General features: G+C 50.7%; 24 protein-coding genes. 6 read left to right on the top strand and 18 right to left on the bottom strand.

The annotated features are described in order from the left end of the window. The 5 genes from BEA93_RS06675 to BEA93_RS06655 form a co-directional block, all read right to left on the bottom strand. Positions 1–3388: DUF6531 domain-containing protein (locus tag BEA93_RS06675; RefSeq protein WP_105267623.1), on the bottom strand; the 3388-nt coding region annotated here is incomplete at its 3' end. Positions 3389–3406: 18 nt separating this feature from the next. Further along, positions 3407–3859 (bottom strand): DcrB-related protein, encoded by a 453-nt coding sequence (locus BEA93_RS06670; protein WP_000141610.1) that lies wholly within the window; start codon positions 3857–3859, stop codon positions 3407–3409. Positions 3860–3910: 51 nt separating this feature from the next. After that, positions 3911–5905 (bottom strand): type VI secretion system Vgr family protein, encoded by a 1995-nt coding sequence (locus BEA93_RS06665; RefSeq protein ID WP_105224557.1) that lies wholly within the window; start codon positions 5903–5905, stop codon positions 3911–3913. Between the two features lie 221 nt (positions 5906–6126). After that, positions 6127–6483 carry a hypothetical protein gene (locus BEA93_RS06660; protein ID WP_105224558.1) on the bottom strand — a complete coding sequence of 119 codons (357 nt, stop codon included), beginning with the start codon at positions 6481–6483 and terminating at the stop codon, positions 6127–6129. Beyond that, positions 6480–7010, bottom strand: a complete 531-nt coding sequence (locus BEA93_RS06655; RefSeq protein ID WP_105224559.1) for a type IV secretion protein Rhs — start codon at positions 7008–7010, stop codon at positions 6480–6482. Before BEA93_RS06655 ends, BEA93_RS06660 begins: the two co-directional genes overlap by 4 nt. A gap of 844 nt (positions 7011–7854) precedes the next feature. Between BEA93_RS06655 and ansP the strand changes: the two genes are divergently transcribed. After that, the gene (ansP, locus tag BEA93_RS06645) at positions 7855–9354 is read left to right on the top strand and encodes an L-asparagine permease (protein WP_105224560.1); all 1500 of its coding nucleotides are present in this window, start codon (positions 7855–7857) and stop codon (positions 9352–9354) included. A 197-nt stretch (positions 9355–9551) separates the two neighbouring features. Here ansP and yncE read toward each other — a convergent pair whose 3' ends face one another. After that, positions 9552–10613, bottom strand: coding sequence for a 7-bladed beta-propeller protein YncE (yncE, locus tag BEA93_RS06640; RefSeq protein WP_000550691.1), 1062 nt, complete (start codon positions 10611–10613; stop codon positions 9552–9554). 241 nt (positions 10614–10854) lie between these two features. Here yncE and pqqU point away from each other — a divergent pair, with 241 nt between their 5' ends. After that, positions 10855–12957: a TonB-dependent receptor PqqU gene (gene pqqU / locus BEA93_RS06630; RefSeq protein ID WP_105224562.1), complete on the top strand. Its 2103-nt coding sequence runs from the start codon at positions 10855–10857 to the stop codon at positions 12955–12957. Between the two features lie 38 nt (positions 12958–12995). Here pqqU and curA read toward each other — a convergent pair whose 3' ends face one another. Beyond that, complete coding sequence (gene curA, locus BEA93_RS06625; RefSeq protein WP_016248713.1) at positions 12996–14033, bottom strand: NADPH-dependent curcumin/dihydrocurcumin reductase; 1038 nt, start codon at positions 14031–14033, stop codon at positions 12996–12998. Between the two features lie 184 nt (positions 14034–14217). Here curA and BEA93_RS06620 point away from each other — a divergent pair, with 184 nt between their 5' ends. Together BEA93_RS06620 and BEA93_RS06615 are read left to right on the top strand one after the other, a co-directional pair. Further along, the gene (locus BEA93_RS06620; RefSeq protein ID WP_001516415.1) at positions 14218–14736 is read left to right on the top strand and encodes a GNAT family N-acetyltransferase; all 519 of its coding nucleotides are present in this window, start codon (positions 14218–14220) and stop codon (positions 14734–14736) included. Beyond that, positions 14733–15182, top strand: coding sequence for a DMT family transporter (locus BEA93_RS06615; protein ID WP_001076542.1), 450 nt, complete (start codon positions 14733–14735; stop codon positions 15180–15182). The genes BEA93_RS06620 and BEA93_RS06615 overlap by 4 nt, the downstream gene beginning before the upstream one ends. Here BEA93_RS06615 and ydcY read toward each other — a convergent pair whose 3' ends face one another. Both ydcY and BEA93_RS06605 read right to left on the bottom strand, forming a co-directional pair. Continuing rightward, positions 15183–15416 carry a DUF2526 family protein YdcY gene (ydcY, locus tag BEA93_RS06610; protein WP_000018633.1) on the bottom strand — a complete coding sequence of 78 codons (234 nt, stop codon included), beginning with the start codon at positions 15414–15416 and terminating at the stop codon, positions 15183–15185. A gap of 85 nt (positions 15417–15501) precedes the next feature. After that, complete coding sequence (locus BEA93_RS06605; RefSeq protein WP_001516416.1) at positions 15502–15675, bottom strand: GhoT/OrtT family toxin; 174 nt, start codon at positions 15673–15675, stop codon at positions 15502–15504. A 193-nt stretch (positions 15676–15868) separates the two neighbouring features. On the opposite strand from BEA93_RS06605, the gene yncL reads away from it, so the two are divergent. Beyond that, positions 15869–15964 (top strand): stress response membrane protein YncL, encoded by a 96-nt coding sequence (gene yncL / locus BEA93_RS06600; protein WP_071985532.1) that lies wholly within the window; start codon positions 15869–15871, stop codon positions 15962–15964. Positions 15965–16062: 98 nt separating this feature from the next. On the opposite strand, the gene patD is transcribed toward yncL, so the two are convergent. The 8 genes from patD to hicA all read right to left on the bottom strand — a co-directional run bounded on the left by patD (position 16063) and on the right by hicA (position 23776). After that, positions 16063–17487, bottom strand: coding sequence for an aminobutyraldehyde dehydrogenase (patD, locus tag BEA93_RS06595; RefSeq protein WP_105224563.1), 1425 nt, complete (start codon positions 17485–17487; stop codon positions 16063–16065). Positions 17488–17508: 21 nt separating this feature from the next. Then, positions 17509–18303 carry an ABC transporter permease gene (locus BEA93_RS06590; RefSeq protein WP_000555487.1) on the bottom strand — a complete coding sequence of 265 codons (795 nt, stop codon included), beginning with the start codon at positions 18301–18303 and terminating at the stop codon, positions 17509–17511. After that, the gene (locus BEA93_RS06585; protein WP_001516417.1) at positions 18293–19234 is read right to left on the bottom strand and encodes an ABC transporter permease; all 942 of its coding nucleotides are present in this window, start codon (positions 19232–19234) and stop codon (positions 18293–18295) included. The genes BEA93_RS06590 and BEA93_RS06585 overlap by 11 nt, the downstream gene beginning before the upstream one ends. Beyond that, positions 19235–20248, bottom strand: a complete 1014-nt coding sequence (locus BEA93_RS06580; protein ID WP_016248715.1) for an ABC transporter ATP-binding protein — start codon at positions 20246–20248, stop codon at positions 19235–19237. It lies immediately after the preceding gene. A gap of 17 nt (positions 20249–20265) precedes the next feature. Further along, positions 20266–21411, bottom strand: a complete 1146-nt coding sequence (ydcS, locus tag BEA93_RS06575; RefSeq protein WP_000047463.1) for a putative ABC transporter substrate-binding protein YdcS — start codon at positions 21409–21411, stop codon at positions 20266–20268. Between the two features lie 238 nt (positions 21412–21649). Further along, positions 21650–23059: an aminotransferase-like domain-containing protein gene (locus BEA93_RS06570; protein ID WP_105224564.1), complete on the bottom strand. Its 1410-nt coding sequence runs from the start codon at positions 23057–23059 to the stop codon at positions 21650–21652. A 78-nt stretch (positions 23060–23137) separates the two neighbouring features. Continuing rightward, positions 23138–23554 carry a type II toxin-antitoxin system antitoxin HicB gene (hicB, locus tag BEA93_RS06565; RefSeq protein ID WP_077627724.1) on the bottom strand — a complete coding sequence of 139 codons (417 nt, stop codon included), beginning with the start codon at positions 23552–23554 and terminating at the stop codon, positions 23138–23140. Positions 23555–23599: 45 nt separating this feature from the next. Then, a complete protein-coding gene (gene hicA / locus BEA93_RS06560) occupies positions 23600–23776 on the bottom strand; it encodes a type II toxin-antitoxin system mRNA interferase toxin HicA (protein WP_000813795.1) in 177 nt (58 codons plus the stop codon). Between the two features lie 221 nt (positions 23777–23997). On the opposite strand from hicA, the gene BEA93_RS06555 reads away from it, so the two are divergent. Beyond that, entirely contained in the window at positions 23998–24228 is a 231-nt protein-coding gene (locus BEA93_RS06555; RefSeq protein WP_000494240.1) for a DUF2554 family protein, read from the top strand. A gap of 93 nt (positions 24229–24321) precedes the next feature. On the opposite strand, the gene rlhA is transcribed toward BEA93_RS06555, so the two are convergent. Further along, the gene (gene rlhA, locus BEA93_RS06550) at positions 24322–26283 is read right to left on the bottom strand and encodes a 23S rRNA 5-hydroxycytidine C2501 synthase (protein ID WP_105224594.1); all 1962 of its coding nucleotides are present in this window, start codon (positions 26281–26283) and stop codon (positions 24322–24324) included. Between the last annotated feature and the right edge of the window lie 71 nt (positions 26284–26354).

Here is a 26354-nt window from a genome sequence, read left to right as displayed (position 1 = left end):
GCATCCCGCTGTATGTCTCCCTGCGCTTCAGTCGCCCGGCAGGGTCGTAAAGCTGCCGCGTGCTCAGCCGCCCCTGACTTCTGAGCACCTCACGGTGCAGGGCGTCACGCGTGAACTCACTGATAACCTCCCGGTCCAGATTTATCTGCTGGAGATGACCGCTGCCGTAGTACAGATGGCGCTGCGTTCTGCCGTCCGGAAAGGTGGTGGCTGTCCGGTTGCTGAGTTCATCGTACTGATGGGTTAAGATGCCCTGCGCCGTCTCCTCGGTCAGCATCCGTCCCAGTCTGTCGTAACTGAAGCGGATAATCTCCGGTGCATCCGTTTCCCCGGCATCCGACCGCTGGCGGCGGATTTCCAGTAGCTGGTCTGCCGCATCATAGATGTATTCTGTACGGCTTTCTGCTGTCTCTTTTGCCGTGAGCCGGCCCGCCGCATCACGCGCCAGCCGGTGACGGATTTCACCGCCCCGCTCCCCGGTGAACACCACTTCCGTGACCGCGTTCAGCGCGTTGTAACGGTACGCCTGGCGACAGCCATCCGGGTTTATCTGCTCCGCCAGACGGTCCAGCACATCGTGGCGGAACTGATAGCTTTCTCCGTTCTCGTTTGTCAGCCGGGTCAGCCGCCCGTAGGCGTCGTACCCGAATGCCGTCCTGCGCCCCATCGCGTCCGTCCGGCTGCGCACCCGGCCCTGCCCGTCGCGTTGCCAGCGCGTTATCCTCCCCATCGGGCTGGTGTACTTTACCAGCCTGCCCGCCGCATCCGGCTGGTAATGCGCCGTGCGGCCGTCCGCCAGAATCACCTCCACCAGGTGACCGCTGTCGTCATACCCGTAGCGCGTGCTGTGGCTCTGCGCGTCTGTCACCCGTATCAGCCGCGTGCGTTCGTCGTAGAACCAGGTCGTCTGCGAGCCGGAACAATCCGTATGCCGCGTGAGCTGCCCGTCTTCGTTCCACTGAAGGTATTTATTCCCCCCACGGGCATCGGTTATCTGTACCACCTGGCCGTGGCGGTCATACTGATACCGGGTGTTTTGTTGCAACGGGTCGGTCACGGTAAGAAGATTGCCGCGTTCATCGTACTCACAGCGCCAACTGTTCCCCGTCGCATCCACTTCCGTTTCCGGTTCGTGCCATACCGGGTGCCACTGTGTCTGTGCCACCCGCCCCAGCGGGTCGTGCGTCTCCGTGATATGCCCCAGGCGGTCATACACATAGCGCCATTTGCCGCCCTGAGCGTCGGTCATCCCCAGCAGCAGTCGTTCTTCGTCGCTCCAGCGGAACGTCATCACCTGCCCGGCTTCGTCCTGGTACGCCGTCACCTGATTCTGCGCATCCCACTGATGAAAGCGTGTCCGGTCCGCCCCGTCTGTCACACATACCACACGTTCAGCCATCCGCCAGTCCAGACGGTATCGTGCGCCACTGTCGGTATGGTGGCCCGTCACGCGCCAGCCTGCATCATCCGGCCCTTCATACCAGCCCCACTGGTAATAATACCCTTCGCCGCCGGGCTGCCGGTGCAGCGTCATGCAGTTGTTTTCGTCGTAAGCAAACTCACGCAACAGGTGCCCCGTGCTGTCGTGCACGCCGTTCAGGTGGCCAGCCTCGTCATAGTTGTAACGACGCAGCAGTAAAGGTGCAGTATCAGGGAAATGCTGATAAATCTGTGTCACCCGCCGGGGATGCGCCGCCAGTTCGTAATACAGACGGATGCACGGACGCTGCTGTTCGCCGCGAATTTCAGTGATGCGCCCCCGGTCGTCGTAGTACAGATTCAGACAGTTGCTGTTACGGTCGCCCAGCATTTTCAGCCGCTGGCGCTGCGGGTGATGCGGGTCGGCTTCAAACAGAAAAAAATGTCCATCATCGCTGCTGATAAGCCAGTGCCCCTGCTCACCACGCCGTACTGCCAGTCCTTCACCGGGGCTGTAAAACCCGCTCCCCGGCAGCACGGCTTCCATATCCAGCCGTCGCCCCATACCCGACACAAAGGTCATGCAGTTTTCGTCCGCGTTACCCGGTGTGCGCACGAGGCTGACTTCATACATCACGCTCCAGCCCTGACCGAACATCCCATCCGTGCGTTCGTCACGACTGCTGTACACACGCTGCCAGTCCAGCGGAAAGTGGCCCGGCAGGCTGAAATCGAAGTCATCATCATCAGCCAGGTATTTGGCCCCGGTGGCGGCGTTGACCGGATGCGGGAGGGCGCTGATGGCCTTCTGCGTCATCATGCTCATCCCGATACCGGCAGCAAAACAGGCGATTTTAGAAAGCATTTTGCCCGGGCGAAGAAACATCAGCGCCACAGTTGCCACCAGGGTTATCTGCGACCTGCCGCTTCTGATATCCCTGACCACCAGTAACGGACCGCCAATGCGGACATCCGGTGACACAAACGCCCCGTCCCCCGGCGCATTCACCACCCTGGCCTCGCAGGTACAGCGTGCCCCGCTGCGTGCCGCTGGCTGACTGTTGACACGCACATCCCGCGCACCTTCCGCGATATATTCCGCCGCGGGCGGTTCGTCATCACCTTTGAACAGATTACTGATACTACCAATAACCGCATTCACTCCCTGAAAGGCGGTTTCCAGCAGACCGTCCGGACTCAACAGGTTAAGGGCCGTTCCCAGAGGGTCATCCAGAAAGGCGGCTTTTTTTTGTGCGAGTAACTGAGTCAGTGAGGAAGGATGTTTATGGCAGTCGATTTTATCGTCAGGGGTCGGGGTGGAGCCAGGTGCCGCACTGGCCACGGTGGGCTGCCATAGTTCCGACACAAAATGTGTCACGCCATCCACCATCTCAGAACGCCCTTCTTCCGTACTGAGCTGGTCGTGCAGCGCCCGGGACATCAGAACAGGTCCAGTCACCGGATGAACCGCCAGGGCTATTGCCCCCGCCATTTCCAGATATTCCCCGGCCACATCCCGGAACCTTCTGGCGTCCTCCTGACGCTGCGCTTCTTCCTGTTCCGCCTTCGCCTGCGCTTCCTGTGCCTCAATCTCCTGCCGCGATGCCGCTGTGGCCGCTGCCCGCGCGGCAGGTTTGCTGTTGATCAATGTGTCACCAGAGCCGGTGAGGATGTAACCTTCAATCTGAGGCGGGAAAAGCATATCTGCGAGGTCTGAACAGGCTTCGCTGACCGTTTCTGTCACGCCGGTGTACACCATCGCCACACCCGCCACAAAACCGGTCAGCACGACAGCCGTGCACCCCATCGTGATCCCTACTGACGCCGCCAGTAACGAGGTTGCGCCGACAATGAGGGCATCAATAACGACATTTGCGGCCACTTCCAGCACCGCCCCCAGCACATCTGCCATAAACGACGTATGCAGCAGGGCATCACCCTGTCTTGCCGCCCAGAATGCATCTTCCATGTCCCGTTCCCTGTGTGATTAATGCGTCCTGGTTTCCTGCCGTATCCTGAAGCGCAGATTCTTTTTAATTTCAGCCCAGCGCGTCATGTCTGCCGGGGTCAGCGGTGTGGTTCTGGCGTAAGTGAAGGCCATCATGACCCGCTCACCCGGCAATACAAATGCCACCTGACACTGATACACCTGCTCGTTACCCCGGAGAAACTGGCTCTGTATCTCCAGCCCTTCCTCAGCGTCATTAATCCCCACGCGGGTCACCTGCACGGGCGTGTGGTGCAGTTCCCTGACCTGCTTTTCTAACTTTTTCATTTGCTGTTCAACCTGAGAGGCTAATTCGTCTCCTTCCTGCATCTGACCCCGGCTGATAATGAGTGCGGCGTCGGGATTGCTGAGCCGCAACATATTAATGGTACTGTCCTGAATAATATTCCCGGTGAAAGTTATAACTGTCTCATTGAGGTAATATTCCGTCATAATGGCATGAGTCCTTTTTAATAAACGAATTATTTTTTGATGGGTTTTTATTTATTTTTTAGTCATGAAGGTGACGTCTATTGCCGTCTGAAGGGCTGTTTTCTCTAATGCTCCAGGCGGAGGTATATTTGCCGCTCTGTCATTCATGTTTAAATCAAGCTGCCCTGATTGTGTATTTATTTTTCCGTTCTCTGTTGCTGTAATATTAAAATTCTTACAGGTTATATTAAATATTCCGTCACTGGTCATTTGCAGGATAGTTTCTCCGCAGCTAAGAATAATGGAATCTCCCGCAGCAAGGTGTAAATTCTGCACTGTCTGAATTGTTTTATCCCCTCCGGCGAGAGAGATATCATCTGTCTGAACTGTTAGAGAACGTTTCTCACCAATAATCGCAGTTTCTGTTTTATCAATAACTTTAAGGCGATTATTGCCCACCCAATGGCTTTCATTATTATTTACTTCAATGCGTTGATCTTTCTCGGCATGCAACCAGACTTCTTCTCCGCCAGTTTTATCCTCAAAACGCAGGGCGTTAGCATTGGTTGGGCCGCCGCCGATGGTGTGGCTGTAAAACCCGCTTTGCGTCGCTGCGCCCGGTAGTCCCCACGGAGGCATGGTGTCCTGGTTGTATGTCCGCCCCACGATAATGGGTAAATCCGGGTCACCGTTTTTGAAATCCACTAGAACTTCCTGACCAATGCGCGGGATCTGAATGCCACCGAATCCTTTACCCGCCCACGGATAACTGACACGGATCCAGCAGGAGCTGTTTTCGTCATTCTTACCGTAACGATCCCAGCCAAACTGAACTTTCACCCGGCCATATTTATCCGTCCAGATTTCCTGCCCCGCCGGGCCAGTCACGATGGCGCTCTGCGGGCCTTTGGTATGGGGTTTGCTCAGAGTTCGCTGCGGACGGTAAACTTCATTGGTGGGATGCAACTCAAAGCTGGTTGAGTAAGAGAAGTGCTGCTCCTGGCCGCTGTGTTGCGCATTGTCCTGTATAAATAGTGTGGTCTGTGCCAGCAGATATTCCCGGTTCACTTCGGCTGTTGGATAGTTTTCCAGGGTGAAGGTAAAACCTGTCATCAGGGTACGAATATTGCCACTGCCCTGTACCCGACTACCGGGGCTACGCTGTTCTTCCATGCGGATGCGTGTCAGCATTTCACCTTCACTCTTTGTGAAGTAGTCTCCCGGCCATTCGTAGTGCTCATATTCAGCAAGGCCGGTTTCACGTGGATTAGCCACGGTGCTCTTCAGCAGTGAACGCGGCTTCATAAAGTCGAAATCATTCAGCACCCACTGTCCGCTGCGCAGGCTTTCATTTGCTGTGATGGTATGGATAAACTCCTTGTCCAGTTTCAGCCCTTTCTGGTAATAACACACCAGCGGCGAATCTGCGCATGTCTTGTGGACATTAATGGCATCAGCCAGCACTAACGTGTGACTGTTCTCGCTGTGCTCAAACCACCAGTAGATACCCCACTCCTGCATCAGGCGCTGAATAAAATCAAAATCTGTTTCACCGTACTGCACCTGCCAGGTGCGAGTCGGATAATTTTCCACCAGTCGTTTTTCCACTGGCCAGGGGTACTCATCCAGCACCTCATCGAGGATGTCCACCACGTTTTTATTCTGAAACGCTTTGTAGTCACTCGTGTGGGTCAATATTTTTAACCACGGTTCGATCCGCAGTTCATACACCACCGAACGTCCTTGATGACCAGCCACGCGCGCCGCCGTCACCAGCCCGCTGATATACCGTTTTCCGCCGCCATCCAATTCGATATGGACGCACAGATCTTTGCCTACCATCGATTTGAGCTGCAGGTTGGCTGCGGGGGAAACATAGCCTATGTTCAGGGTGTCAGGAGTTTTTAATTTAATAGAATAAGTAAATAGTTCCCCTACTGTTTCTGTACCACCTAAGCTTGCGAACAGTAACATTCCATCAGGAACAGCGCTGCCGCTCAAAGTCACGTTATGCTTACCCGATCCAATTAGTGTGCCGGATGGGTAATCTGTAGCTGTAAAACTCATAATTAATCCTTTTAACTAGGAATGGCTAAGTGCTAATAAGAAATCTTACAGAGAAGAAAATATATAAAATATTCGTCGTTGGCATAAAACACCTCAATACTTATGAGTGCTACTGAAGGCACTATCAACCATATATACCATGAAGAATGCACAGTCATGTTACCCTGGTGAAAATATTCACCTGAAGCACATTAATAAAACCAGTGAAATTATTTAACTTGTCATTTGATATGATTATCATCAAGTCTTAAAATACACTCCCCTGATCTAATTATGCTAAAACCATAGTATTCTTTTTTACTTCCGGAAGAGAGCATATATTTTCCGATATAAATAACATCTGAAGATAGCTCACTTATGTCAATACATACGGGATCGAACTGACCAGTCACTCTTTTCAGTTTTATTGCATTACCATATTTACCTTCATATAAAATATAATTTGAAATCATATTCCCATCGTCTGGTTTTGAACAAACCCGTGCGTCTTGTAAATATATATTACCGGGCAACAATGGACGAACATAATCACCAACAGTGCATCCCGATAAAAAGAGCAACAAAAAGAATCTCTTCACATGACGCCCGCAGGAAATAAATTAAGCACCTTTTTGTATTTTTCCGATAGAGTATTCACTGATTCAGTTGTATCTCCTACATAGTTAACATTTGCCAAATCAGCTACCAATCCATAGTTAATCAATAGCCAATAATCAGCAACTATAGATGCTTGTTGTTCCATTGAATAAGAAGCAATTGACTGTAAATTAAGATCGTAATGATAATTTGCCGCCCAGGAAAACAAACCACGCAACTTAACTGAATACCCTTTCTGATATTGCCAAACATGCATCATTTCATGAATAAACAAGTGAGAAGCACCAGCTACTGTTTCACGATCGCCAGGCATTGCTTGCGATGAAAAATCTGAACTATAAACAACATCAGGATAATACATTTCCCCGTTTGGGGTCATCGCTGTTCTTTCCCCTTGACCTGGCAAGGGTTTTTCATTGTGGTTCCATACCTTGTTATAATCAATTGTATTCTCAAAAATCGATCTGGCTAATGTTAATTCACCAGATGTCATTCTCCTTAATGACATCTCATTCCTTCTGGAAATAATATTTTTCAGATAAAAAACAAACGTTCTTTTATTATTTATTAAATAGGATTCTCTTTGATGTTCAACATTTCCACTTTATGCAGTGTTGATGACATCATCTTCATAGACAATGAAATCAAAGCAAGTTATCAAAGTTTCCCATTACGATTACTTAACATTAACTCTCAGTATCTTTGTTTATCTATCTTCAATATCAATAGTTGATGCAAATGATTGCACGGATAACATAATCCTCATCAATTAATTAATATCTGTAAACGCTACCGCCCCACCCTGATATCATGATCTGCACGTGGCTATCTTAACGTGATGCTCCATACATTAGTAATGTAAATCATGAATTCGGAATATATCAAATTCACTTCATAAATTAATATCGAGAATGATATACATATTAAAATTATATTGAAGTAATGTTTTAAGAGTTGTATTCCCCTGAAACCAGTCATACGCCAGTCCCTCACTGTTCAGTGATAATCAGCGAAGGGATATGTTGGCGACCAACCACACTAGTGACCACTGAAACCACGGGCGTTCAGAGCGACGAACGAGGAACAAAAGATCTGGTCTGCAATCGAGTACCCTCAACGCAACAATAGTTGTATCAGTCATAATTTCACCAGATTGCTATTTTGTCGTCAGTCGCTTTTATACCCATACATTTAGAGCGGGATCATTTTGCATCGTTACACGATAACAGGTAGGATTCTGCGCCGACAGTTATACCCATAAAGAATAATGGTGAAGGCTGTCATTGCCACGGTGAATAAACAAACCATGTGGTGTCATATATAACCTTTTAGCGAGAAACTCAGGGAGCGCAATGAGTAAACACGACACAGATACTTCAGATCAACACGCCGCGAAACGCCGCTGGCTTAATGCCCACGAAGAGGGCTATCACAAAGCGATGGGTAATCGCCAGGTGCAGATGATCGCCATTGGTGGCGCGATTGGTACTGGTTTGTTTTTAGGCGCAGGTGCCCGACTGCAAATGGCGGGACCAGCACTGGCACTGGTTTATTTAATCTGCGGCTTGTTTTCGTTTTTTATTTTGCGTGCGTTGGGTGAGTTGGTATTACATCGCCCTTCCAGTGGAAGTTTTGTCTCATATGCCCGTGAGTTTTTGGGTGAGAAAGCCGCTTATGTTGCTGGCTGGATGTACTTCATCAACTGGGCAATGACCGGGATTGTCGATATTACTGCAGTTGCACTGTATATGCATTACTGGGGCGCGTTTGGCGATATTCCACAATGGGTATTTGCGCTCGGGGCATTAACCATCGTCGGCACCATGAATATGATAGGTGTAAAATGGTTTGCAGAGATGGAGTTCTGGTTTGCGCTGATTAAAGTTCTCGCCATTGTTACCTTTCTGGTCGTGGGTACAGTGTTCCTCGGTAGCGGTCAGCCACTGGATGGCAACACCACAGGATTTCATTTAATTACCGATAATGGCGGTATCTTCCCCCACGGTTTATTGCCTGCACTGGTGTTGATTCAGGGCGTAGTATTTGCTTTCGCTTCCATTGAGATGGTGGGAACTGCCGCCGGAGAATGTAAAGATCCGCAGACCATGGTGCCTAAAGCCATTAACAGCGTGATTTGGCGTATTGGTCTGTTTTATGTCGGTTCCGTGTTGTTGCTGGTGATGTTATTGCCGTGGAGTGCGTATCAGGCGGGGCAAAGTCCGTTTGTGACGTTCTTCTCTAAACTTGGCGTGCCGTACATCGGCAGCATTATGAATATCGTGGTGCTGACCGCCGCACTCTCCAGCCTGAACTCTGGCCTGTACTGCACCGGACGTATTTTACGCTCAATGGCAATGGGCGGTTCTGCACCAAGTTTTATGGCGAAAATGAGTCGCCAGCATGTTCCGTATGCCGGGATTCTGGCGACGCTGGTCGTGTATGTTGTCGGCGTATTCCTCAATTATCTGGTGCCGTCGCGCGTTTTTGAGATTGTGTTGAACTTTGCGTCGCTGGGAATTATCGCTTCGTGGGCGTTTATCGTTGTTTGCCAGATGCGCCTGCGTAAAGCGATTAAAGAAGGTAAAGCGCAGGAAGTCAGTTTTAAACTCCCCGGCGCGCCCTTCACTTCCTGGCTGACTTTACTGTTTTTGCTGTGCGTCCTGGTGCTGATGGCGTTCGATTATCCGAACGGGACTTATACCATCGCGGCACTGCCGGTTATCGGTATTCTGCTGGTTGTGGGTTGGTTTGGTGTGCGTAAACGCGTTGCCGAAGTTCACAGCACTGCGCCAGTCATCGAGGAAGATGAAGAAAAACAGGAAATTGTGTTTAAGCCTGAAACGGCGAGTTAATTGCAAAATTGCCCGGTTTAAAGCCGGATGCGGCGTAAATGCCTTATCCGGCCAACAAACTCCAAATAAATCAAATAATTATGCGTGTTGTAGGCCTGATAAGACGCGACAGCGTTGCATCAGGCATTGTGCTCCGCTTGCCGGATGCGGCGCTAGCGCCTTATCAGGCCTACGAAAGACAAACTCCCCTGTGTCGATTACAGCGCAATACGAATCACATCGTCCGGCTGGGTAGCTTCCTGCTGTTTAGTGGATTTTTGTTTAACACTGACATACAGCGTTTTGCCATCGGCAGACAGCGCCAGGCTGTTCGGATGGGTCGGCGTATCGAACGTTTTCACTACCTTGTAGGTTTTCGCGTCAATCACACTGACTTTACCTGCCTGACGATGTGTCACATAGGCTTCATTACGCGCCGGGTTAAACAGCACAGCCAGTGATTCCGGTGCCGCTACCTTCGCCAGAATATTGCCTTCACGAGTATCAACCACCAGCACTTCCGCAGCTTTGGAGTCGGTGATAAACGCACGCTGGTTGGCGGTATCGAGACTAATGTTGATAAAGAAGTGCTCTTTGCCATCATCCAGCAACTTTTTACGGCTCAAAATTTTGTTGTCGGTGGTGTCGATAGTAATCAATTCACCGTCAGCGTTGGTGGTATAGAGACGTTTGCCTTTGCTATCCAACGCCAGGCCAGTGCTCATTTTACCGGTGTTCTGGATGGCAGTTTTCAGTTTGATATTCTCACCGTCAATCACCCAGATCACGCTCTCCTTCCCAATACCGCTGATGTAAACGGTATTCGTGGCATCATCTGCTACCAGTTCACGCGGCTGCAGCGGGCGCACCTCTTCCGTGCGCTTACGATCATCCAGCACCAGACGCCCTTTCACTTCGCCCGTTTTGGCATCGATCGCCGTGACCGCGCTGTTTACGGTGTTACCAAACCACAACGTCTGGGTGGCATTGTTAATGGTGGCGCCAAACGGTTTGAGATCATTATGAATCACCTGAGTCACTTCCAGAGTGACCGGATCGAGACGATAAACCACCCCGCCTTTATCCAGTTTGCGGCTTTGCGATGTAGCGAGCCACAGCGCATTTTCCTGCTGGCTATAAGCCATTTCGTAAGCGCCTTTACCTACCGCTTTACGCAGCATTTCTTCCGCTGCCTGCGTGCTGAACGATGAAGCAACGAGCAATGAACCTAACAGTAATGAACCACGCAGACGCGATGAGAACAGATGACGTAAATGCATGACGACTCCCTTTGATGAACCGATATTTTTGCTGCTTCACAATGCTTCGCTGAGCGTAATCTTCGTTACACCCTTGTTATAAATGGGAATGGTAATCATTATTTTCTCAAATGTGGAGTATTTCTTGCTGTTACGACTACAATTTTCTCAATTGGTTAACGTATCGTGCCGTTTTGTTTTCTATGAATTTACAAATTCATTACCATAGCGATGTTTTTCCATTCTTAACCTGGCTTTTTTCATGAAGATTTTTTCCGTCCGACAGACTGTTTTATCTGCGCTGATTGTCCTTTCCCCATCCGTTTTTGCCGCTAATGAACAAACCATGATTGTGAGTGCCACACCACAGGTGGTTTCAGAGCTGGATACCCCAGCGGCGGTCAGTGTGGTTGATGGCGAAGAGATGCGCCTGGCAACACCGCGCATTAACTTGTCTGAATCACTGACCAGCGTGCCTGGTTTACAGGTACAAAACCGGCAGAACTATGCGCAGGATTTACAGTTGTCGATTCGTGGATTTGGTTCCCGCTCTACTTACGGGATCCGCGGGATTCGCCTGTATGTGGACGGCATTCCCGCCACCATGCCCGACGGGCAAGGACAAACGTCTAATATCGATTTAAGTAGCGTGCAAAACGTGGAAGTACTGCGTGGCCCCTTTTCCGCCCTCTATGGCAACGCTTCCGGTGGGGTGATGAATGTCACCACACAAACGGGGCAACAACCGTCAGGCATTGAAGCCAGCAGTTACTATGGCAGTTTTGGTAGCTGGCGTTACGGGTTGAAGGCAACGGGAGCAATGGGTGACGGCACACAGGCTGGCGATGTCGATTACACCGTTTCGACCACACGTTTTACGACCCACGGCTACCGTGACCATAGTGGTGCACAGAAAAATTTAGCCAATGCCAAATTGGGCGTACGTATTGATGATGCCAGCAAATTAAGCCTGATTTTTAATAGTGTGGATATCAAAGCAAACGACCCCGGTGGGTTGACCGAAGCAGAATGGAAAGCGGATCCGCAACAAGCTCCTCGCGCTGAACAGTACGATACACGGAAAACCATCAAGCAAACTCAGGCTGGAGTGCGTTATGAGCGTAGTCTTAGCGCCAGCGATGAGATGAGCGTGATGATGTACGCGGGTGAGCGTGAAACGACCCAGTACCAGTCAATCCCGATGGCACCACAACTTACCCCGTCACACGCAGGCGGCGTGATTACGCTGCAACGCCATTATCAGGGAATAGACAGTCGCTGGACACACCGCGGCGAACTGGGTGTTCCGTTCACTTTAACCACCGGTTTAAACTATGAAAACATGAGTGAAAACCGCAAGGGCTACAATAACTTCCGCTTGAGTTACGGCATACCAGAATACGGGCAAAAAGGTGATTTGCGCCGCGACGAGCGTAATCTGATGTGGAACGTCGATCCCTATTTACAGACCCAGTGGCAACTGACTGACAAACTGTCACTGGATGCTGGCGTGCGCTATAGCTCAGTATGGTTTGATTCCAACGATTATTACATTACTCCCGGTAACGGCGATGACAGCGGAGATGCCAGTTATCACAAATGGCTGCCAGCCGGATCGTTAAAATACGCCATCACCGATGCCTGGAATATCTATCTGGCAGCGGGACGCGGCTTTGAAACGCCGACCATTAATGAACTTTCATACCGTGCCGATGGGCAAAGCGGGATGAACTTTGGTTTAAAACCGTCCACCAACGATACAATCGAAATCGGCAGTAAAACGCGTATTGGCGATGGTCTGTTTAGCCTCGCAGTGTTCCAGACCGATACTCATGATGAAATCGTTGTCGATAGCAGTAGCGGTGGGCGTACCACTTATAAAAATGCCGGGAAGACGCGTCGTCAGGGAGCCGAGCTGGCGTGGGATCAACGTTTCGCCGGAGATTTCCGCGTAAAAGCGTCGTGGACCTGGCTTGATGCAACATATCGCAGCAACGTTTGTAACGATCAGAACTGTAATGGTAACCGGATGCCAGGGATCGCCCGCAATATGGGCTTTGCGTCTTTAGGTTACGTACCAGAAGAAGGCTGGTATGCCGGTACAGAAGCGCGATATATGGGCGATATTATGGCTGATGACGAAAACACGGCAAAAGCGCCCTCTTATACTCTCGTTGGTTTGTTTACCGGCTATAAATATAATTACCGCAATATGACGGTGGATTTATTTGGCCGGGTCGATAATTTATTCGATAAAGAATATGTCGGATCGGTGATTGTTAATGAATCCAATGGCCGATATTACGAGCCAGCACCTGGACGGAATTATGGTATTGGCGTAAATCTCGCATGGCGGTTTGAATAATATTACGTGGTGGCGGTATAACACCGCCACCTGTTTTGTTAATTGTCATCCGCCACACGAATAACGACTTTGCCGAAGTTTTTACCTTCTAACAGGCCAATAAAAGTCTGTGGGGCATTTTCTAAACCGTCGGTCATTTGCTCGCGATAATGGATTTTCCCCTCTTTCACCCATTGCCCCATCTCCTGCTGGAACTCATGGATCCGGTGCCCATAATCCTGGCTGATAATAAAGCCTTGCAGACGAATACGTTTTTTCAGCACCGTGGCCATCAGCAACGGTAAACGATCCGGACCAGATGGCAATTCCGTCGCATTATAGCCGCTCACTAAGCCGCAGACAGGAATGCGCGCGGATGTATTGAGCAACGGCAACACGGCATCAAACACTTTACCGCCCACATTTTCATAATAGATATCAACACCTTTCGGACACGCCTTCGTCAGTTGCTCAGCAAAATCATCCGCATGGTGATCAAGGCAAACATCGAAACCCAGTACATCAGTAGCATGGCGGCATTTTTCAGCGCCACCGGCAACACCCACCACCCGACAGCCTTTCAGTTTGCCGATTTGCCCCACCGTTGCGCCAACAGGGCCGGTTGCAGCAGCAACCACCAGCGTTTCCCCCTTTTTAGGTTGACCGATATCCAGCAAGCCCATATAAGCGGTAAAACCAGGCATCCCCAGCACACCCAGCGACCACGAAGGGTTTTGTGGCTGATCGCCAAGTTTCACCAGTTCATCACCACTGGATATGTCGTAGTCCTGCCAGCCGCTGTAGCCCAGCACCCAGTCGCCAGGCTGGTAGTCCGGATGATTTGATTCCACCACCCGGCTCACCGTGCCGCCAACCATCACGCCACCAATATCAACCGGTGGTGAATAGGATGGCTCATCGCTCATGCGCCCGCGCATATACGGGTCCAGCGACAGATAAACTGTGCGCAGTAACACCTGACCTTCACCTGGCGTGGCAACGTCATCTTCTTCCAGACGGAAATTCTCCGGAACCGGCGCTCCATGCGGACGCGAGGCCAGAACCCAACGGCGGTTACGCTGCTTTTGTTGCCCCATAATGATCTCCTGTGCTTTTGGCATGAATCCATCAATGGTAGCAGGCTCACGTGGTGAGATGTGTTTGTATGCATCACATTCGTCCAGCAACACACAATAATTTCATTATAGATTGCGTTGCTTCCGGCTGTTTTCGATAGTATTGATAGCATCATTACTATTCGATGTTTTATAGAGGCTCGACATGTCCATCCGTTTTGCCCGCAAAGCCGATTGTGCTGCAATTGCAGAAATTTATAACCACGCCGTGTTGTATACGGCGGCTATCTGGAACGACCAAACGGTGGATGCAGATAACCGAATCGCCTGGTTTGAAGCGCGAACATTATCCGGTTATCCGGTGCTGGTGAGCGAAGAAAATGGCGTTGTCACGGGGTATGCCTCATTTGGTGACTGGCGTAGTTTCGACGGTTTTCGCCATACAGTGGAACATTCGGTATATGTTCATCCGGATCATCAGGGCAAAGGTCTTGGGCGCAAATTGTTAAGCCGGTTGATTGATGAAGCGCGGGATTGCGGGAAGCATGTCATGGTTGCCGGGATCGAGTCGCAAAATCAGGCCTCGCTGCATCTACACCAGTCGCTGGGATTTGTCGTCACCGCACAAATGCCGCAGGTAGGCACTAAATTTGGTCGCTGGCTGGATCTCACCTTTATGCAGTTGCAACTCGACGAACGCAGTGAACCGGACGCTATCGGATGAATCAGTCGCTTACCCTTGCCTTTTTGATCGCCGCCGGGATTGGCCTGGTGGTGCAAAACACATTGATGGTGCGCATCACTCAGACCTCCTCCACCATTCTCATCGCCATGCTACTGAACTCACTGGTGGGAATTGTGCTGTTCGTGTCTATTTTGTGGTTTAAACAAGGGATGGCAGGGTTTGGCGAACTGGTGTCCAGCGTGCGTTGGTGGACTCTAATCCCTGGTTTGCTGGGATCATTTTTTGTCTTCGCCAGTATCAGCGGGTATCAAAATGTGGGGGCGGCAACGACCATTGCAGTACTGGTCGCCAGCCAACTTATTGGAGGTCTGGTACTGGATATTTTCCGCAGTCATGGCGTGCCACTTCGGGCGTTGATTGGTCCAATTTGCGGAGCGGTTTTATTGGTAGTTGGCGCCTGGTTGGTGGCCAGACGCACGTTTTAATCAGAGGATGGTGCCACCTTTCGTTAACTGTTCGTGGCGCGCTTCCATATCTTCTTTATGCTTGCGTCCGTGATGGGCGATTGCTGTGCGCAAACGCTGTTGCTGGGTGTAGCGATCTTCCCGGCTTAACTCTGCGTCATCGCTCAGGGCGATTAACAATTCGTTCATATGGGCAATGACGCTCTCCTCAATCGCGGCATCCACGCGCGCGATGACCTCATCCAGGTGCGACATACTTTCTCCTTAGCCACTTGTGAAATTTATCGATTCACTCAAATGATATAAGTCTGCGTTGTGCCGTCAAGCCAGCGAGTAAGATTTAAAACAGTGAAAACAGTAGCGCCACTGGAAAACTCATCGGCCATGTGATCCCCACCAGAAAGGCGCTCAGAAAGCGAATGCTCTTCTTATCGTGGGAAAGAAACCAGGTAATAAGAAAGGCGATTACTGCCATAACAGCATAAAAAACAAGCAAACATTGAAAAAGAGACATGTACAGGCATCCAGCCAGGTGAATAAAACGCGCGCAAATATGCGTCATTTCTTGATGCGCATCAAGTTTTCAATCCATTTAAGATAAATTCAATAACCTACGGCATGCTCTTGTCCATCTTCAGAATGTGTATGATTGCGGATTTTCCCAACCCGTACTATACACATAGGGGCTATGACAAAAGGTGGCAAAAATGAACGTTTCCAGTAAAACTGTAGTGCTGATAAATCTCTTTGCTGCTGTTGGGTTGTTTACTCTTATCTCTATGAGATTTGGTTGGTTTATTTGATGTAGCGATATTGCACGCAGCACGTACTGTCAGAGAGAAATCAACTCTCTGACAGTAGGTTAGATCCTCTCACACTCTCCAGATTTACAACACTATCCTTAATGCTTAACCATTACGTGGCGTACTACGGTGTAATCTTCCAGCCCATAAAGTGACATATCTTTGCCATAACCTGAAAGTTTCTGCCCGCCGTGCGGCATTTCACTGACCAGCATGAAGTGGGTATTGACCCAGGTGCAGCCATATTGCAGACGAGCGCTCACACGATGCGCCCGACCGACATCTTTCGTCCACACCGAAGAGGCCAACCCGTACTGACTGTCATTCGCCCAGTTAACCACTTGCTCTTCGTTGTCGAAGGCCGTCACGCTCACTACCGGGCCAAATACCTCTCTTTGAACGATGGCATCTTCTTGTAACGCACCGGCCAGCAGTGTAGGCGCATAATAATAACCGTTACCCTGCCGTTTTTCACCGCCGGTGATCACCTTAATGTGTCCCGTCGCCTTCGCCTCTTCCACCGCCCTGCTGACGCGTTCGAGATGTGCCAGTGAGCTTAACGGCCCCAGCTCTGTGGCCCCATCATCCGGTGCGCCAGATTTTAACGTTGCCACTGCGGCACCGAGTTTTTCCACCAGCGCGTCGTAAATACCTTTTTGCGCGTAGATACGACAGGCAGCAGTGCAATCTTGTCCGGCATTGTAATAGCCAAAGGTGCGCACACCTTCGACCACTGCTTCAATATCTGCATCATCAAAGACAATCACTGGTGCTTTACCGCCCAGTTCCATGTGGGTGCGCTTTATGGATGGTGCTGTATGGCTGATGATGTGCTCACCGGTAGCGATAGACCCCGTCAGCGACACCATGCGCACTTTTGGATGTCCGGTCAGCGGATCACCCACCGTTTTACCTCTGCCAAACAGTACGTTGATCACGCCTGGCGGGAAGATATCTTTCGCCAGTTCTGCCAGTTTCAACGCAGTCAGCGGTGTAATTTCTGATGGTTTAAGCACTACGCAGTTCCCCGCCGCCAGCGCCGGAGCCAGTTTCCACGCTGCCATCATCAAAGGGTAGTTCCAGGGGGCGATAGAGGCCACAACACCTAATGGATCGCGGCGAATCATTGATGTATGACCTTCAAGATATTCACCCGCCGCCAGACCATTCAGGCAGCGCGCAGCGCCGGCGAAAAAGCGAAAGACATCGACAATCGCCGGAATCTCATCATTAAAAGCACTATGCAGCGGTTTGCCACAGTTACGGGACTCCAGTTCGGCAAAAAACTGACCGTTCTCTTCGATAACATCCGCCAGTTTCAGCAGGCATTCCGCACGCATTTTCGGCGTGGTTTGCCCCCACCCGACAAATGCGGCATCTGCCGCGCGAACAGCGGCATCAACCTGCTCTGCGGTTGCCTCGGCAATCTCCAGTAATACTTCTCCCGTTGCCGGATTATAGACAGGCTGTTTTTCCCCTTCGCCGCTGACCAGTTCTCCGTTAATCAGTAACTTATGTTGCATAGCATATTCCCATTTCAGTGGTTATTGACCCTTGTCGCCTTCACGGGTTAGCCACCAGGCCCCCAGGATCGGCAAGGTTGTTACCAACATAACCAGCAGTGCCACAACGTTGGTTACCGGTACATCACGCGGTCGCCCAAGCTGATTGAGCAACCACAGTGGTAACGTCCGTTCGTGACCCGCGGTAAAAGTCGTCACGATGATTTCATCGAACGACAAGGCAAACGCCAGCATTCCCCCCGCCAGTAACGCCGAACTGAGATTCGGCAACACCACGTAGCGGAAGGTTTGCCAGCCATTGGCTCCAAGATCCATTGACGCTTCCACCAGACTCCACGAGGTACGGCGAAAACGGGCGATGACATTGTTGAAGACGACCACCACGCAAAAAGTCGCATGACCAACCACGATAGTGAAAAAGCCTGGCTCCAGATTGATCGTTTTAAAGGCTGTTAATAGTGCGAGACCAGTGACAATGCCAGGCAATGCAATGGGTAACAGCAGTAACAGTGAAATGGCGCTTTTGCCGAAAAAGTCACGCCGCCAGAGCGCCGCGGCCGCCAGTGTTCCTAACACCAGCGCGATGAATGTCGCCAGCGTCGCCACTTTAAGTGACAGTGTCACGGCATCAAGAATATCGCTACGCTGTGCTGCTATGCTGAACCAGCGCAGCGTCAAGCCTTGTGGTGGAAAACTAAATGCGGCTTCCTCGGTGTTAAACGCATAGGCGGCGATAATCAAGATGGGAAAATGGAGAAAAAGCACGCCGCCCCAGGCCGCCAGTTTGAGGAACAACGGTGCGCGTTCAGAGTGCATCGAACGCCCCCATGCGTTTCACGAACGCCAGATACAGTGCGATAAGAACAATCGGCACCAGAGTGAAAGCTGCAGCCATCGGCATATTGCCAATCGCCCCTTGCTGGGAGTAGACCATGTTGCCGATAAAATACCCCGGCGGCCCCACCAATTGCGGAACGATAAAGTCGCCCAGCGTTAGCGAGAAGGTAAAGATAGAACCTGCGGCAATACCCGGGATCGCCAGCGGTAACACCACATAGCGGAAAGTTTGCCGTGGGCGCGCGCCGAGATCTGCCGATGCCTGCAGCAGTGACGGGGGTAAACGCTCCAGCGCTGCCTGCACAGGCAGGATCATGAACGGCAGCCAGATATAAAGAAACACCAGAAAACGCCCCAGCCCGGAAGTAGACAGTGTATTGCCGCCCACAGCCGGAAGTGTCAGGAACGCTGTCAGCAGTGGCTCCAGCCCCAGATGTTGCAAAAACCACTGCGCTACGCCATCTTTCGCCAGCAATAACGTCCAGGCATAGGCTTTAACAATGTAGCTCGCCCACATCGGTAACATCACCGCAATATAAAAAAACGCTTTCATTTTGCCGCTGGTGTAGCGCGCCATGTACCACGCCATCGGAAAGGCCAGAATAGCGCTGGCGATGGTCACCGCCACTGCCATCGTCAGTGTGCGGATGATGATGTCGTAATTAGCCGGGTTAAACAGTGCGCGTATATTCGCCAGCGTCAGTTCCGGCGTTACCGACATAGTGAAATCATCAAAGGTATAAAACCCCTGCCATAACAGTGTCAGCAGCGAGCCGAAATAGACGATGCCAAACCACATCAACGGGCCAAGCAGCAGTAAAAACAATCCAAGCCCCGGTTTACGCCAGAAAAAACCCGACATCTTCCCCATGCCGGGGCGCGCAGGTGACTGCAATACGTTCATCGCCATTCACCTCTCCTCAACCAGAGGCACCATCACATCGCGGGACCAGGAAACCATCACCTGTTGACCAGGCGTGAGCGTGGCGGGTAGTTCTTCGCCCGTCATGTTGCCCAGACTGACCAGCAGTTTTTCACCGCCGCTAAGTTTCAGTTCAAAACGAGTCGTCGCCCCCTGATATTGCACCGCCTGGATCGTGCCATTGGCCTGCACTTCGCCAGGTGTATTGAGACGGATATGTTCCGGGCGCAATGCGAAGCTCCCCATCATGCCGCAAAGTTTCTCCGCAATCAGCGGCGCAAAAACGTTGGATGTCCCGACAAATCCCGCGACAAATGGCGTACGCGGACGCATATAGAGATCGCGCGGTGAATCAACCTGCTCAATACGTCCATTATTGAAAACCGCCACGCGATCGGACATCGATAATGCTTCGCCCTGATCGTGGGTGACAAAGATAAAAGTGATTCCGAGGGATTGTTGCAGCTTTTTCAGCTCCAGTTGCATCTGCTCGCGCAGCTTAAGATCCAGTGCGCCGAGCGGCTCATCCAGTAGCAACACGCGCGGTTCGTTCACTAACGCTCTGGCGATGGCGACCCTCTGGCGTTGACCACCGGAAAGCTGTGACGGCTTACGTTGCAGCACGAAACCAAGCGCCACTTTTTCCAGCGCCTCTTGCGCCATGATGTAACGCTGTTTTTTCTCAACGCCTTTGACCATCAACCCGTAGGCCACGTTATCGAGAATCGACATATGGGGAAACAGCGCGTAGTCCTGGAAAACGGTATTAACATCCCGCTCCCACGGTGGCAGATTGCTGGCGGGTTTACCAAAAATAGTAATTGCCCCGCCAGAAAGCTGTTCGAATCCAGCGATTAGCCGCAGACAGGTGGTTTTTCCGGAGCCGGACGGCCCCAGCATTGAAAAGAACTCACCATCTTTTATCGCAATACTGACGCCATCTACCGCGCGCACGTCACCGTACAACCGAGAAACGTTGTCAAACTCCACTGCGTACGTCATAAAACACCCCAGCGAAGTTAGCGGCCGCCCATAATGGCAATGTAATCCTGCGTCCAGCGGCTATATGGGACAAATTTTCCCCCTTCTGCGATGGGCGTTTTCCAGAAGGCGATTTTGTCGAAATAGTTAAATCCATTAGTTTCACAGCCTTTATCGCCCAGCAACGGACTGGCTTTACAGCCTTCCGGCACCACAGGCAGTGAGCCAAACCAGGCTGCCACATCACCCTGCACTTTTGGTGTTAATGACCAGTTCATCCATTTGTAGGCACAAACCGGATGTTTTGCTTCGCTATGCAGCATAGTGGTATCAGCCCAGCCGGTGACGCCCTCTTTAGGGAAGACGGTGGCGATCGGTTGTCCTTCGCCTTTCAATGCGTTGGCCTGATATGGCCATGCGCTGGAAGCTACCACGCCTTCATTTTTGAAATCGCTCATTTGTACAGAGGTGTCATGCCAGTAGCGATGGATCAAACCATGTTGATCGCGAAGTACTTTCAGCACCGCCTGATATTGATCTTCGGTCAGTTGGTACGGATCGCTGATGCCCAACTGCGGCTGAGTCGCTTTGACGAACAGCGCGGCATCGGCAATATAGATAGGGCCGTCATAAGCCTGTACGCGGCCTTTATTGCTCTTACCGTCCGGCAGTTCCTGTTCCACAAAGACAACCTGCCAGCTATCCGGTGGCGTCGGAAAGGTTTTGGTGTTGTACATCAGCAGGTTCGGCCCCCACTGATACGGCGTGCCATAAACTTTGCCGCCAACGTTAAACCAGTCGCCCTTTACTACGCGTGGGTCGAGTGTTTTCCAGTTGGGGATCAGTGCGGTATTAATCGGCTGCACACGTTTACCCATAATCAAACGCAGTGAAGCATCACCGGACGCCGTGACCAGATCGTAACCACCTTTGGTCATCAGGCTGACCATTTCATCGGAAGTGGCGGCGGTTTTCACATTTACCGCGCAACCTGTTTCTTTTTCGAATTGCGTAACCCAGTCGTATTGTTTATCGGTTTGTCCACGTTCGATGTATCCCGGCCAGGCGATAATATCCAGTCGTCCTTCCGGTTTATCTAAATTAGTGAGGGGTTCGGCGGCGTGGGCGGTCATTAAAGTCATGGTTAGCGCACACAGGCTGCTGCGGGCAAATGTCTTGCTCATAGGTCTTACTCCTGTTGTCATTATTGTCAGCAGCCGTGCCGTAAAAATATCTCCCTGTTTAACCATAGACGGCGCATTGCAGGCGTACCTTCGCCCCTGAAAATATTTAGTCAGGTTGTGAGCTAACGCGCATTACGCAATTTTAGAGGCTATCTTCTGGAGTATAGACAAGGGGTTAAGGAATACTGGAGCTATTCGAATTTCCTATTGCTCAACCGGAGGGAAATTAAATTGGAATCTATTTCAACTGCTCTTGAATAAGTTTGCCTAATTGTTTTACCGCTTGTTCTTCGCGTTCTCCCCACTGCCATGCAGTATTAAAACGAAAAAAACGTGACCAGTTTTCGCCAGTAGAAAACATTTTACCAGGCGCAATACTGATGTGATGTGCCTGTGCCTGAACACTTAATTCTCCCGCATCTAACGGTTCGGGAAGTTCCAGCCAGAGAAAATAACCACTGTCGTTATGGTGTATTTTGACTTCCACAGGCAGATAACGCAGCAGCGCCTGCCAGGCGCGTTGTTTACGTTCCGCAAGCTGTCGACGTAGACGACGCAGATGGGCATCGTAGCGGCGTGTCGAAAGGTAATCCACCAGCGCAAGTTGCATCGGTGAGCTGGTGGAAAGCGTACTCATCAATTGCAAGCGTTGGATTTTACGCGCATGTTTTCCTGCGGCGACCCAGCCGATACGAAAACCTGGCACCAGGCATTTAGAGAATGATGAGCAATGCAGCACACGATCATATTGATCCCAGGCTTTTGCAGGCAGCGGTTTTTCCCGCCCAAAGTACAACTCGCTGTAGACATCATCTTCAATCAGCATCACGTTGTACTGGTTGAGCAACTCTACCAACCGCGCTTTTTTCTGCGGCGTTAAGGTAAAACCGAGCGGATTCTGGCTGTTAGTCATTAACCAACACGCTTTCACCGGATACTCCTGTAACGCCAGTTCCAGCGCCTGAAGGTCAATCCCTTCGTTAACATCCGTCGCCACCGATAACGCTTTCAGCCGTAATCGTTCCAGCGCCTGCAACGCGCCGTAGAAACAAGGATTCTCTACTATCACCCAATCGCCCGGTTCTGTGACTGCTTGCAAACCGAGATTTAATGCCTCTAATGCACCGGCGGTAATGACGATTTCATCAGGCGAAATGGTGATACCCTGTAAGGCATAGCGGCGAGCAATAGCCTGGCGAAGCTCGGCATTCCCTGGCGGTAGGTTTTCGATCACGCTCATTGCCGTGGCGGTTTTGCTTACTTGCGCCAGCGAGCGGTTCAATTGTTGCAGTGGGAAAAGCCGCGGATCGGGAAAGGCTGAGGCAAACGGCACTACCGACGGATCGCGACTGGCCTGCAACATGTCAAAAATATAGGTATTAATATCGACAGCTTCATCACGTGTGACCGGAATGACTGGCGCTTTCTGCATTTTTATTGTCTGTGGCGCAACGTAATAACCCGACTGCGGCCGCGCAATAATATGTCCCTGACTTTCGAGCAACTGGTAGGCATGGCTGACGGTCATAAAGCTCACGCCAGAAAGCGCCACCTGTTCACGTAACGAAGGCAGACGATCGCCGGGCTGCCAGATGCCTGACGCAATTTGCTCGCGTAATTGTTCCGCCAGTTGCTGGTATTTTTTCATTTTTGAATCGTTATAGTGTGCAGGTGATCCGGCAGTCTATATCAGTTGTTAAAAATGACAACTTTGTGTTAACTGTAATTAAACCATCACCAGCGATAACTCTTTGCCAAGCGCCTTAGCCGCGAGCTGGACGGCGTCGATTTTTGTCGCATGGTGCAAATTAAACAGGCGAGTAATCTCCTGTTTAGGTTTGCCAATTCGTCTGGCTAACTCTTGCTGAGTGATTTCTGACTGTAAAAAAGCATTTAGCAGCAATACCTTAGAAGCAACACTTAAAGGTACTTCAATAAAGTGATCGTTGTTATTCAATGGCGAAGGTAACGGGATGAGTTCGTTATCTTCAAAATAAAAATCAAATGCGGTCAGTAAGGCATCTTTTGCTGCTTCCATCGCTTCAGCGACCGTTTCTCCCTGCGTCAACGCTTCGGGGATATCCACAAAAGAAACCATATAACCACCTTCCGGCGCGGGTGTAAGAGTGACGGGATAACGCATAATTTCGACTGTCTCTCGCATGTCATTAACCTTTTTAATTGGCGATTAACTCAAACCGAGTTGTTTCAGAATTGCTTTACGCAATGGTTCTTTAATCTCTTCGCTGGGGTGACGCGGCATGACACTGCGCCTCCCGTGAAACCTGAGTTTTAAATGGTTGCTGCCATTCGCTACATCGACGCCCTGAGATTCGAGCCAACGTCTGAACTCGCTTTGTTTCACATCGCCTCCCTGCCGCTGAGTATATCAACAAAGTAAACATTAGTGTTTACCTCCGTGTGTAATTTGCTCGAAAATAGCACTTAATCGCCGCAACGGCAGAATGCAATGCAAAATCAGGAAGGCAGATTCCAGAATTTCTTTGCGCTAATTTGCAAAACAGAATAATAACCTCAAGAAACTGTCGGCATCATAGCGGCAAAAGGTAAGAAAAAGGTGGCGGGATGTTTACGAAGGCGTTATCGGTAGTCTTATTAACCTGCGCGCTGTTCTCCGGGCAACTAATGGCAGGACACAAAGGACATGAGTTTTTATGGGTGAAAAATGTGGATCATCAACTGCGCCATGAAGCGGACAGCGATGAATTGCGCGCCGTTGCGGAAGAATCGGCAGAAGGCTTACGCGAGCATTTTTACTGGCAAAAATCACGTAAACCAGAAGCGGGTCAGAGTTGAGTCGTTTGTTGCCGGATGCGGCGTGAACGCCTTATCCGGCCAACAATATCATGCAGATTCAATGAGCTGTGAATAACCCTGAAAACTTGCGGTTTATCCTTTCCGCTTCGGCAATGTTTTCAGCAGATCATCCGGGCTTACGGATGCAACAACGCTTCCCGGTAACGGCATTTTCAGAATGTGATTTTTGATTTTGCCGATGACGTGCATCTCACATGGACGGCAATCAAACTTCAGCGTTAACACTTCATCGCCGTTAACTAGTTGCATTGGTGTTGCCTTCCAGCTTTTGATATTGCCTTTCGCCTGCTTCGGACACAGATTGAAAGCAAAGCGCAGACAATGCTTGGTGATCATCACCGGAACCTCGCCCTTCTCTTCATGTGCCTCATACGCCGCATCAATCAGTTGCACACCATAGCGATGATAAAATTCACGCGCTTTCTGGTTGTAAACATTCGCGAGGAAACTCAGATGCGTTTGCGGATAAACCGGCGCAGGATCAGCAACCGGTTTACGACTGCCGCGCTGGTAACTGGCAAGACGCGCGGCATCCAGCATTTCGGCGGCTTCACGACGGAACTGATTTAACAGGCTGTTTGGCACAAACAGCGCCCCCGGCAAGTTAATTTGTACATCACGAGCGTAATAGATAGTCTGCCCCAGCTTCGACAATCCCTCTTTCAGATTGGTGAGTGCTTTTTCGGCGTTATTCGCTTCGTCGAATTGCCCATCCAGGGTATGAGTGATGCTGACGCCCTCTTCGCTGGTTAACGTCAGAATGAGTTGTTCCTGCCAGCCGCCAAGTTCAATATCTACAGCGACCCGGCGCTCACTGGAGGTTTTGGTCAGCGCCTGTTGCCAGTTATGGTCAAGGTTACGGTTAAGCGGATGATGTGGACGAATTTTATGCAGCTCTGCTGGCATCTCATTTGGCCAGACGCGGTACTGGTTTTTCCCCGTTTTCTCTACCGTGTTGGCACGAAAGCCGACGACTTCACGTTTAATCATTACGTTCAGACCATCGCCGTTAGCCAGCGGTTCGGTGACCTCAACATCGAGATGATCTTTAGCAACGTTCAATACTTCACCCACTGGCAGGCCAATAAATTTCGGGGAATCGAACGCGCCAATGTCGCCTTTACGCGCGTTAACAAAGTAGTCTGTACTGCCACGATGGAAGGTTTTTTCCGTCGAAGGTACAAAAAAGTGCTCGGTACGACCAGATGAAGCACGTGCCAGATCGCCACGTTCTTCAATAATGGCATCCAGCTTCTGGCGATAATGCGCGGTGATATTCTTCACGTAGCTCATATCTTTGTAACGCCCTTCAATCTTGAAGGAGCGCACACCAGCATCAATCAGAGCGCCAAGATTGGCAGTCTGATCATTATCTTTCATCGACAGCAGATGTTTTTCATAGGAAACCACCCGCCCCTGATCGTCTTTCAACGTGTATGGTAAACGGCACGCCTGTGAGCAATCGCCACGGTTGGCGCTACGCCCCGTTTGTGCATGAGAAATGTAGCACTGACCGGAATATGCCACGCACAGTGCACCATGAATAAAGAACTCAATGGTCGCGTCTGTGGCCTGATGAATCGCGCGGATCTGTTCCAGGTTAAGCTCACGCGCCAACACGATCTGCGTAAAGCCAACGTCAGAGAGGAACTTCGCTTTTTCCACCGTGCGAATATCACACTGCGTGCTGGCGTGCAGTTCAATCGGTGGAATATCAAGTTCCAGAATCCCCATATCCTGCACAATCAGTGCATCAACGCCGGTCTGATAAAGATCGGTAATCAACCGCTGCGCCGGTTCCAGTTCTTCGTCATGCAAAATGGTATTAAGGGTGACGAAAATTTTTGCGCCATAACGATGAGCAAATGGCACCAGTTCGGCAATATCTTTCAGGCTATTACTGGCGTTATGACGGGCACCAAAACCAGGGCCACCGATGTAAACAGCATCGGCACCGTGCAAAATAGCTTCGCGGGCAATGGCGGCATCGCGTGCCGGGCTTAACAGTTCAAGGCGATGAGAAGATACGGTCACTTTCTTATCCAGTAGCTGAAAAATGGCGGCTATTTTAGCCACAAGCGTGACGTTGCGAAATAGTTTTCCTG

Source organism: Escherichia sp. MOD1-EC5950 (assembly GCF_002965345.1).
In the GTDB taxonomy this organism is placed as follows: domain Bacteria; phylum Pseudomonadota; class Gammaproteobacteria; order Enterobacterales; family Enterobacteriaceae; genus Escherichia; species Escherichia marmotae.
This window is presented reverse-complemented; position numbering and strand designations above follow the sequence as displayed.

What these genes read in the sequence shown, in the direction of transcription:
- ansP (WP_105224560.1), top strand. Translation starts at nt 7,855, where the DNA reads ATGAGTAAACACGACACAGATACTTCAGATCAACACGCCGCGAAACGC.
- BEA93_RS06605 (WP_001516416.1), bottom strand. Translation starts at nt 15,675, where the DNA reads ATGTCTCTTTTTCAATGTTTGCTTGTTTTTTATGCTGTTATGGCAGTA.
- BEA93_RS06655 (WP_105224559.1), bottom strand. Translation starts at nt 7,010, where the DNA reads ATGTCATTAAGGAGAATGACATCTGGTGAATTAACATTAGCCAGATCG.
- patD (WP_105224563.1), bottom strand. Translation starts at nt 17,487, where the DNA reads ATGCAACATAAGTTACTGATTAACGGAGAACTGGTCAGCGGCGAAGGG.
- BEA93_RS06615 (WP_001076542.1), top strand. Translation starts at nt 14,733, where the DNA reads ATGAATCAGTCGCTTACCCTTGCCTTTTTGATCGCCGCCGGGATTGGC.
- BEA93_RS06620 (WP_001516415.1), top strand. Translation starts at nt 14,218, where the DNA reads ATGTCCATCCGTTTTGCCCGCAAAGCCGATTGTGCTGCAATTGCAGAA.
- ydcY (WP_000018633.1), bottom strand. Translation starts at nt 15,416, where the DNA reads ATGTCGCACCTGGATGAGGTCATCGCGCGCGTGGATGCCGCGATTGAG.
- yncL (WP_071985532.1), top strand. Translation starts at nt 15,869, where the DNA reads ATGAACGTTTCCAGTAAAACTGTAGTGCTGATAAATCTCTTTGCTGCT.
- BEA93_RS06570 (WP_105224564.1), bottom strand. Translation starts at nt 23,059, where the DNA reads ATGAAAAAATACCAGCAACTGGCGGAACAATTACGCGAGCAAATTGCG.
- BEA93_RS06665 (WP_105224557.1), bottom strand. Translation starts at nt 5,905, where the DNA reads ATGAGTTTTACAGCTACAGATTACCCATCCGGCACACTAATTGGATCG.
- hicB (WP_077627724.1), bottom strand. Translation starts at nt 23,554, where the DNA reads ATGCGTTATCCCGTCACTCTTACACCCGCGCCGGAAGGTGGTTATATG.
- BEA93_RS06585 (WP_001516417.1), bottom strand. Translation starts at nt 19,234, where the DNA reads ATGGCGATGAACGTATTGCAGTCACCTGCGCGCCCCGGCATGGGGAAG.
- BEA93_RS06580 (WP_016248715.1), bottom strand. Translation starts at nt 20,248, where the DNA reads ATGACGTACGCAGTGGAGTTTGACAACGTTTCTCGGTTGTACGGTGAC.
- ydcS (WP_000047463.1), bottom strand. Translation starts at nt 21,411, where the DNA reads ATGAGCAAGACATTTGCCCGCAGCAGCCTGTGTGCGCTAACCATGACT.
- pqqU (WP_105224562.1), top strand. Translation starts at nt 10,855, where the DNA reads ATGAAGATTTTTTCCGTCCGACAGACTGTTTTATCTGCGCTGATTGTC.
- BEA93_RS06670 (WP_000141610.1), bottom strand. Translation starts at nt 3,859, where the DNA reads ATGACGGAATATTACCTCAATGAGACAGTTATAACTTTCACCGGGAAT.
- curA (WP_016248713.1), bottom strand. Translation starts at nt 14,033, where the DNA reads ATGGGGCAACAAAAGCAGCGTAACCGCCGTTGGGTTCTGGCCTCGCGT.
- BEA93_RS06590 (WP_000555487.1), bottom strand. Translation starts at nt 18,303, where the DNA reads ATGCACTCTGAACGCGCACCGTTGTTCCTCAAACTGGCGGCCTGGGGC.
- yncE (WP_000550691.1), bottom strand. Translation starts at nt 10,613, where the DNA reads ATGCATTTACGTCATCTGTTCTCATCGCGTCTGCGTGGTTCATTACTG.
- BEA93_RS06555 (WP_000494240.1), top strand. Translation starts at nt 23,998, where the DNA reads ATGTTTACGAAGGCGTTATCGGTAGTCTTATTAACCTGCGCGCTGTTC.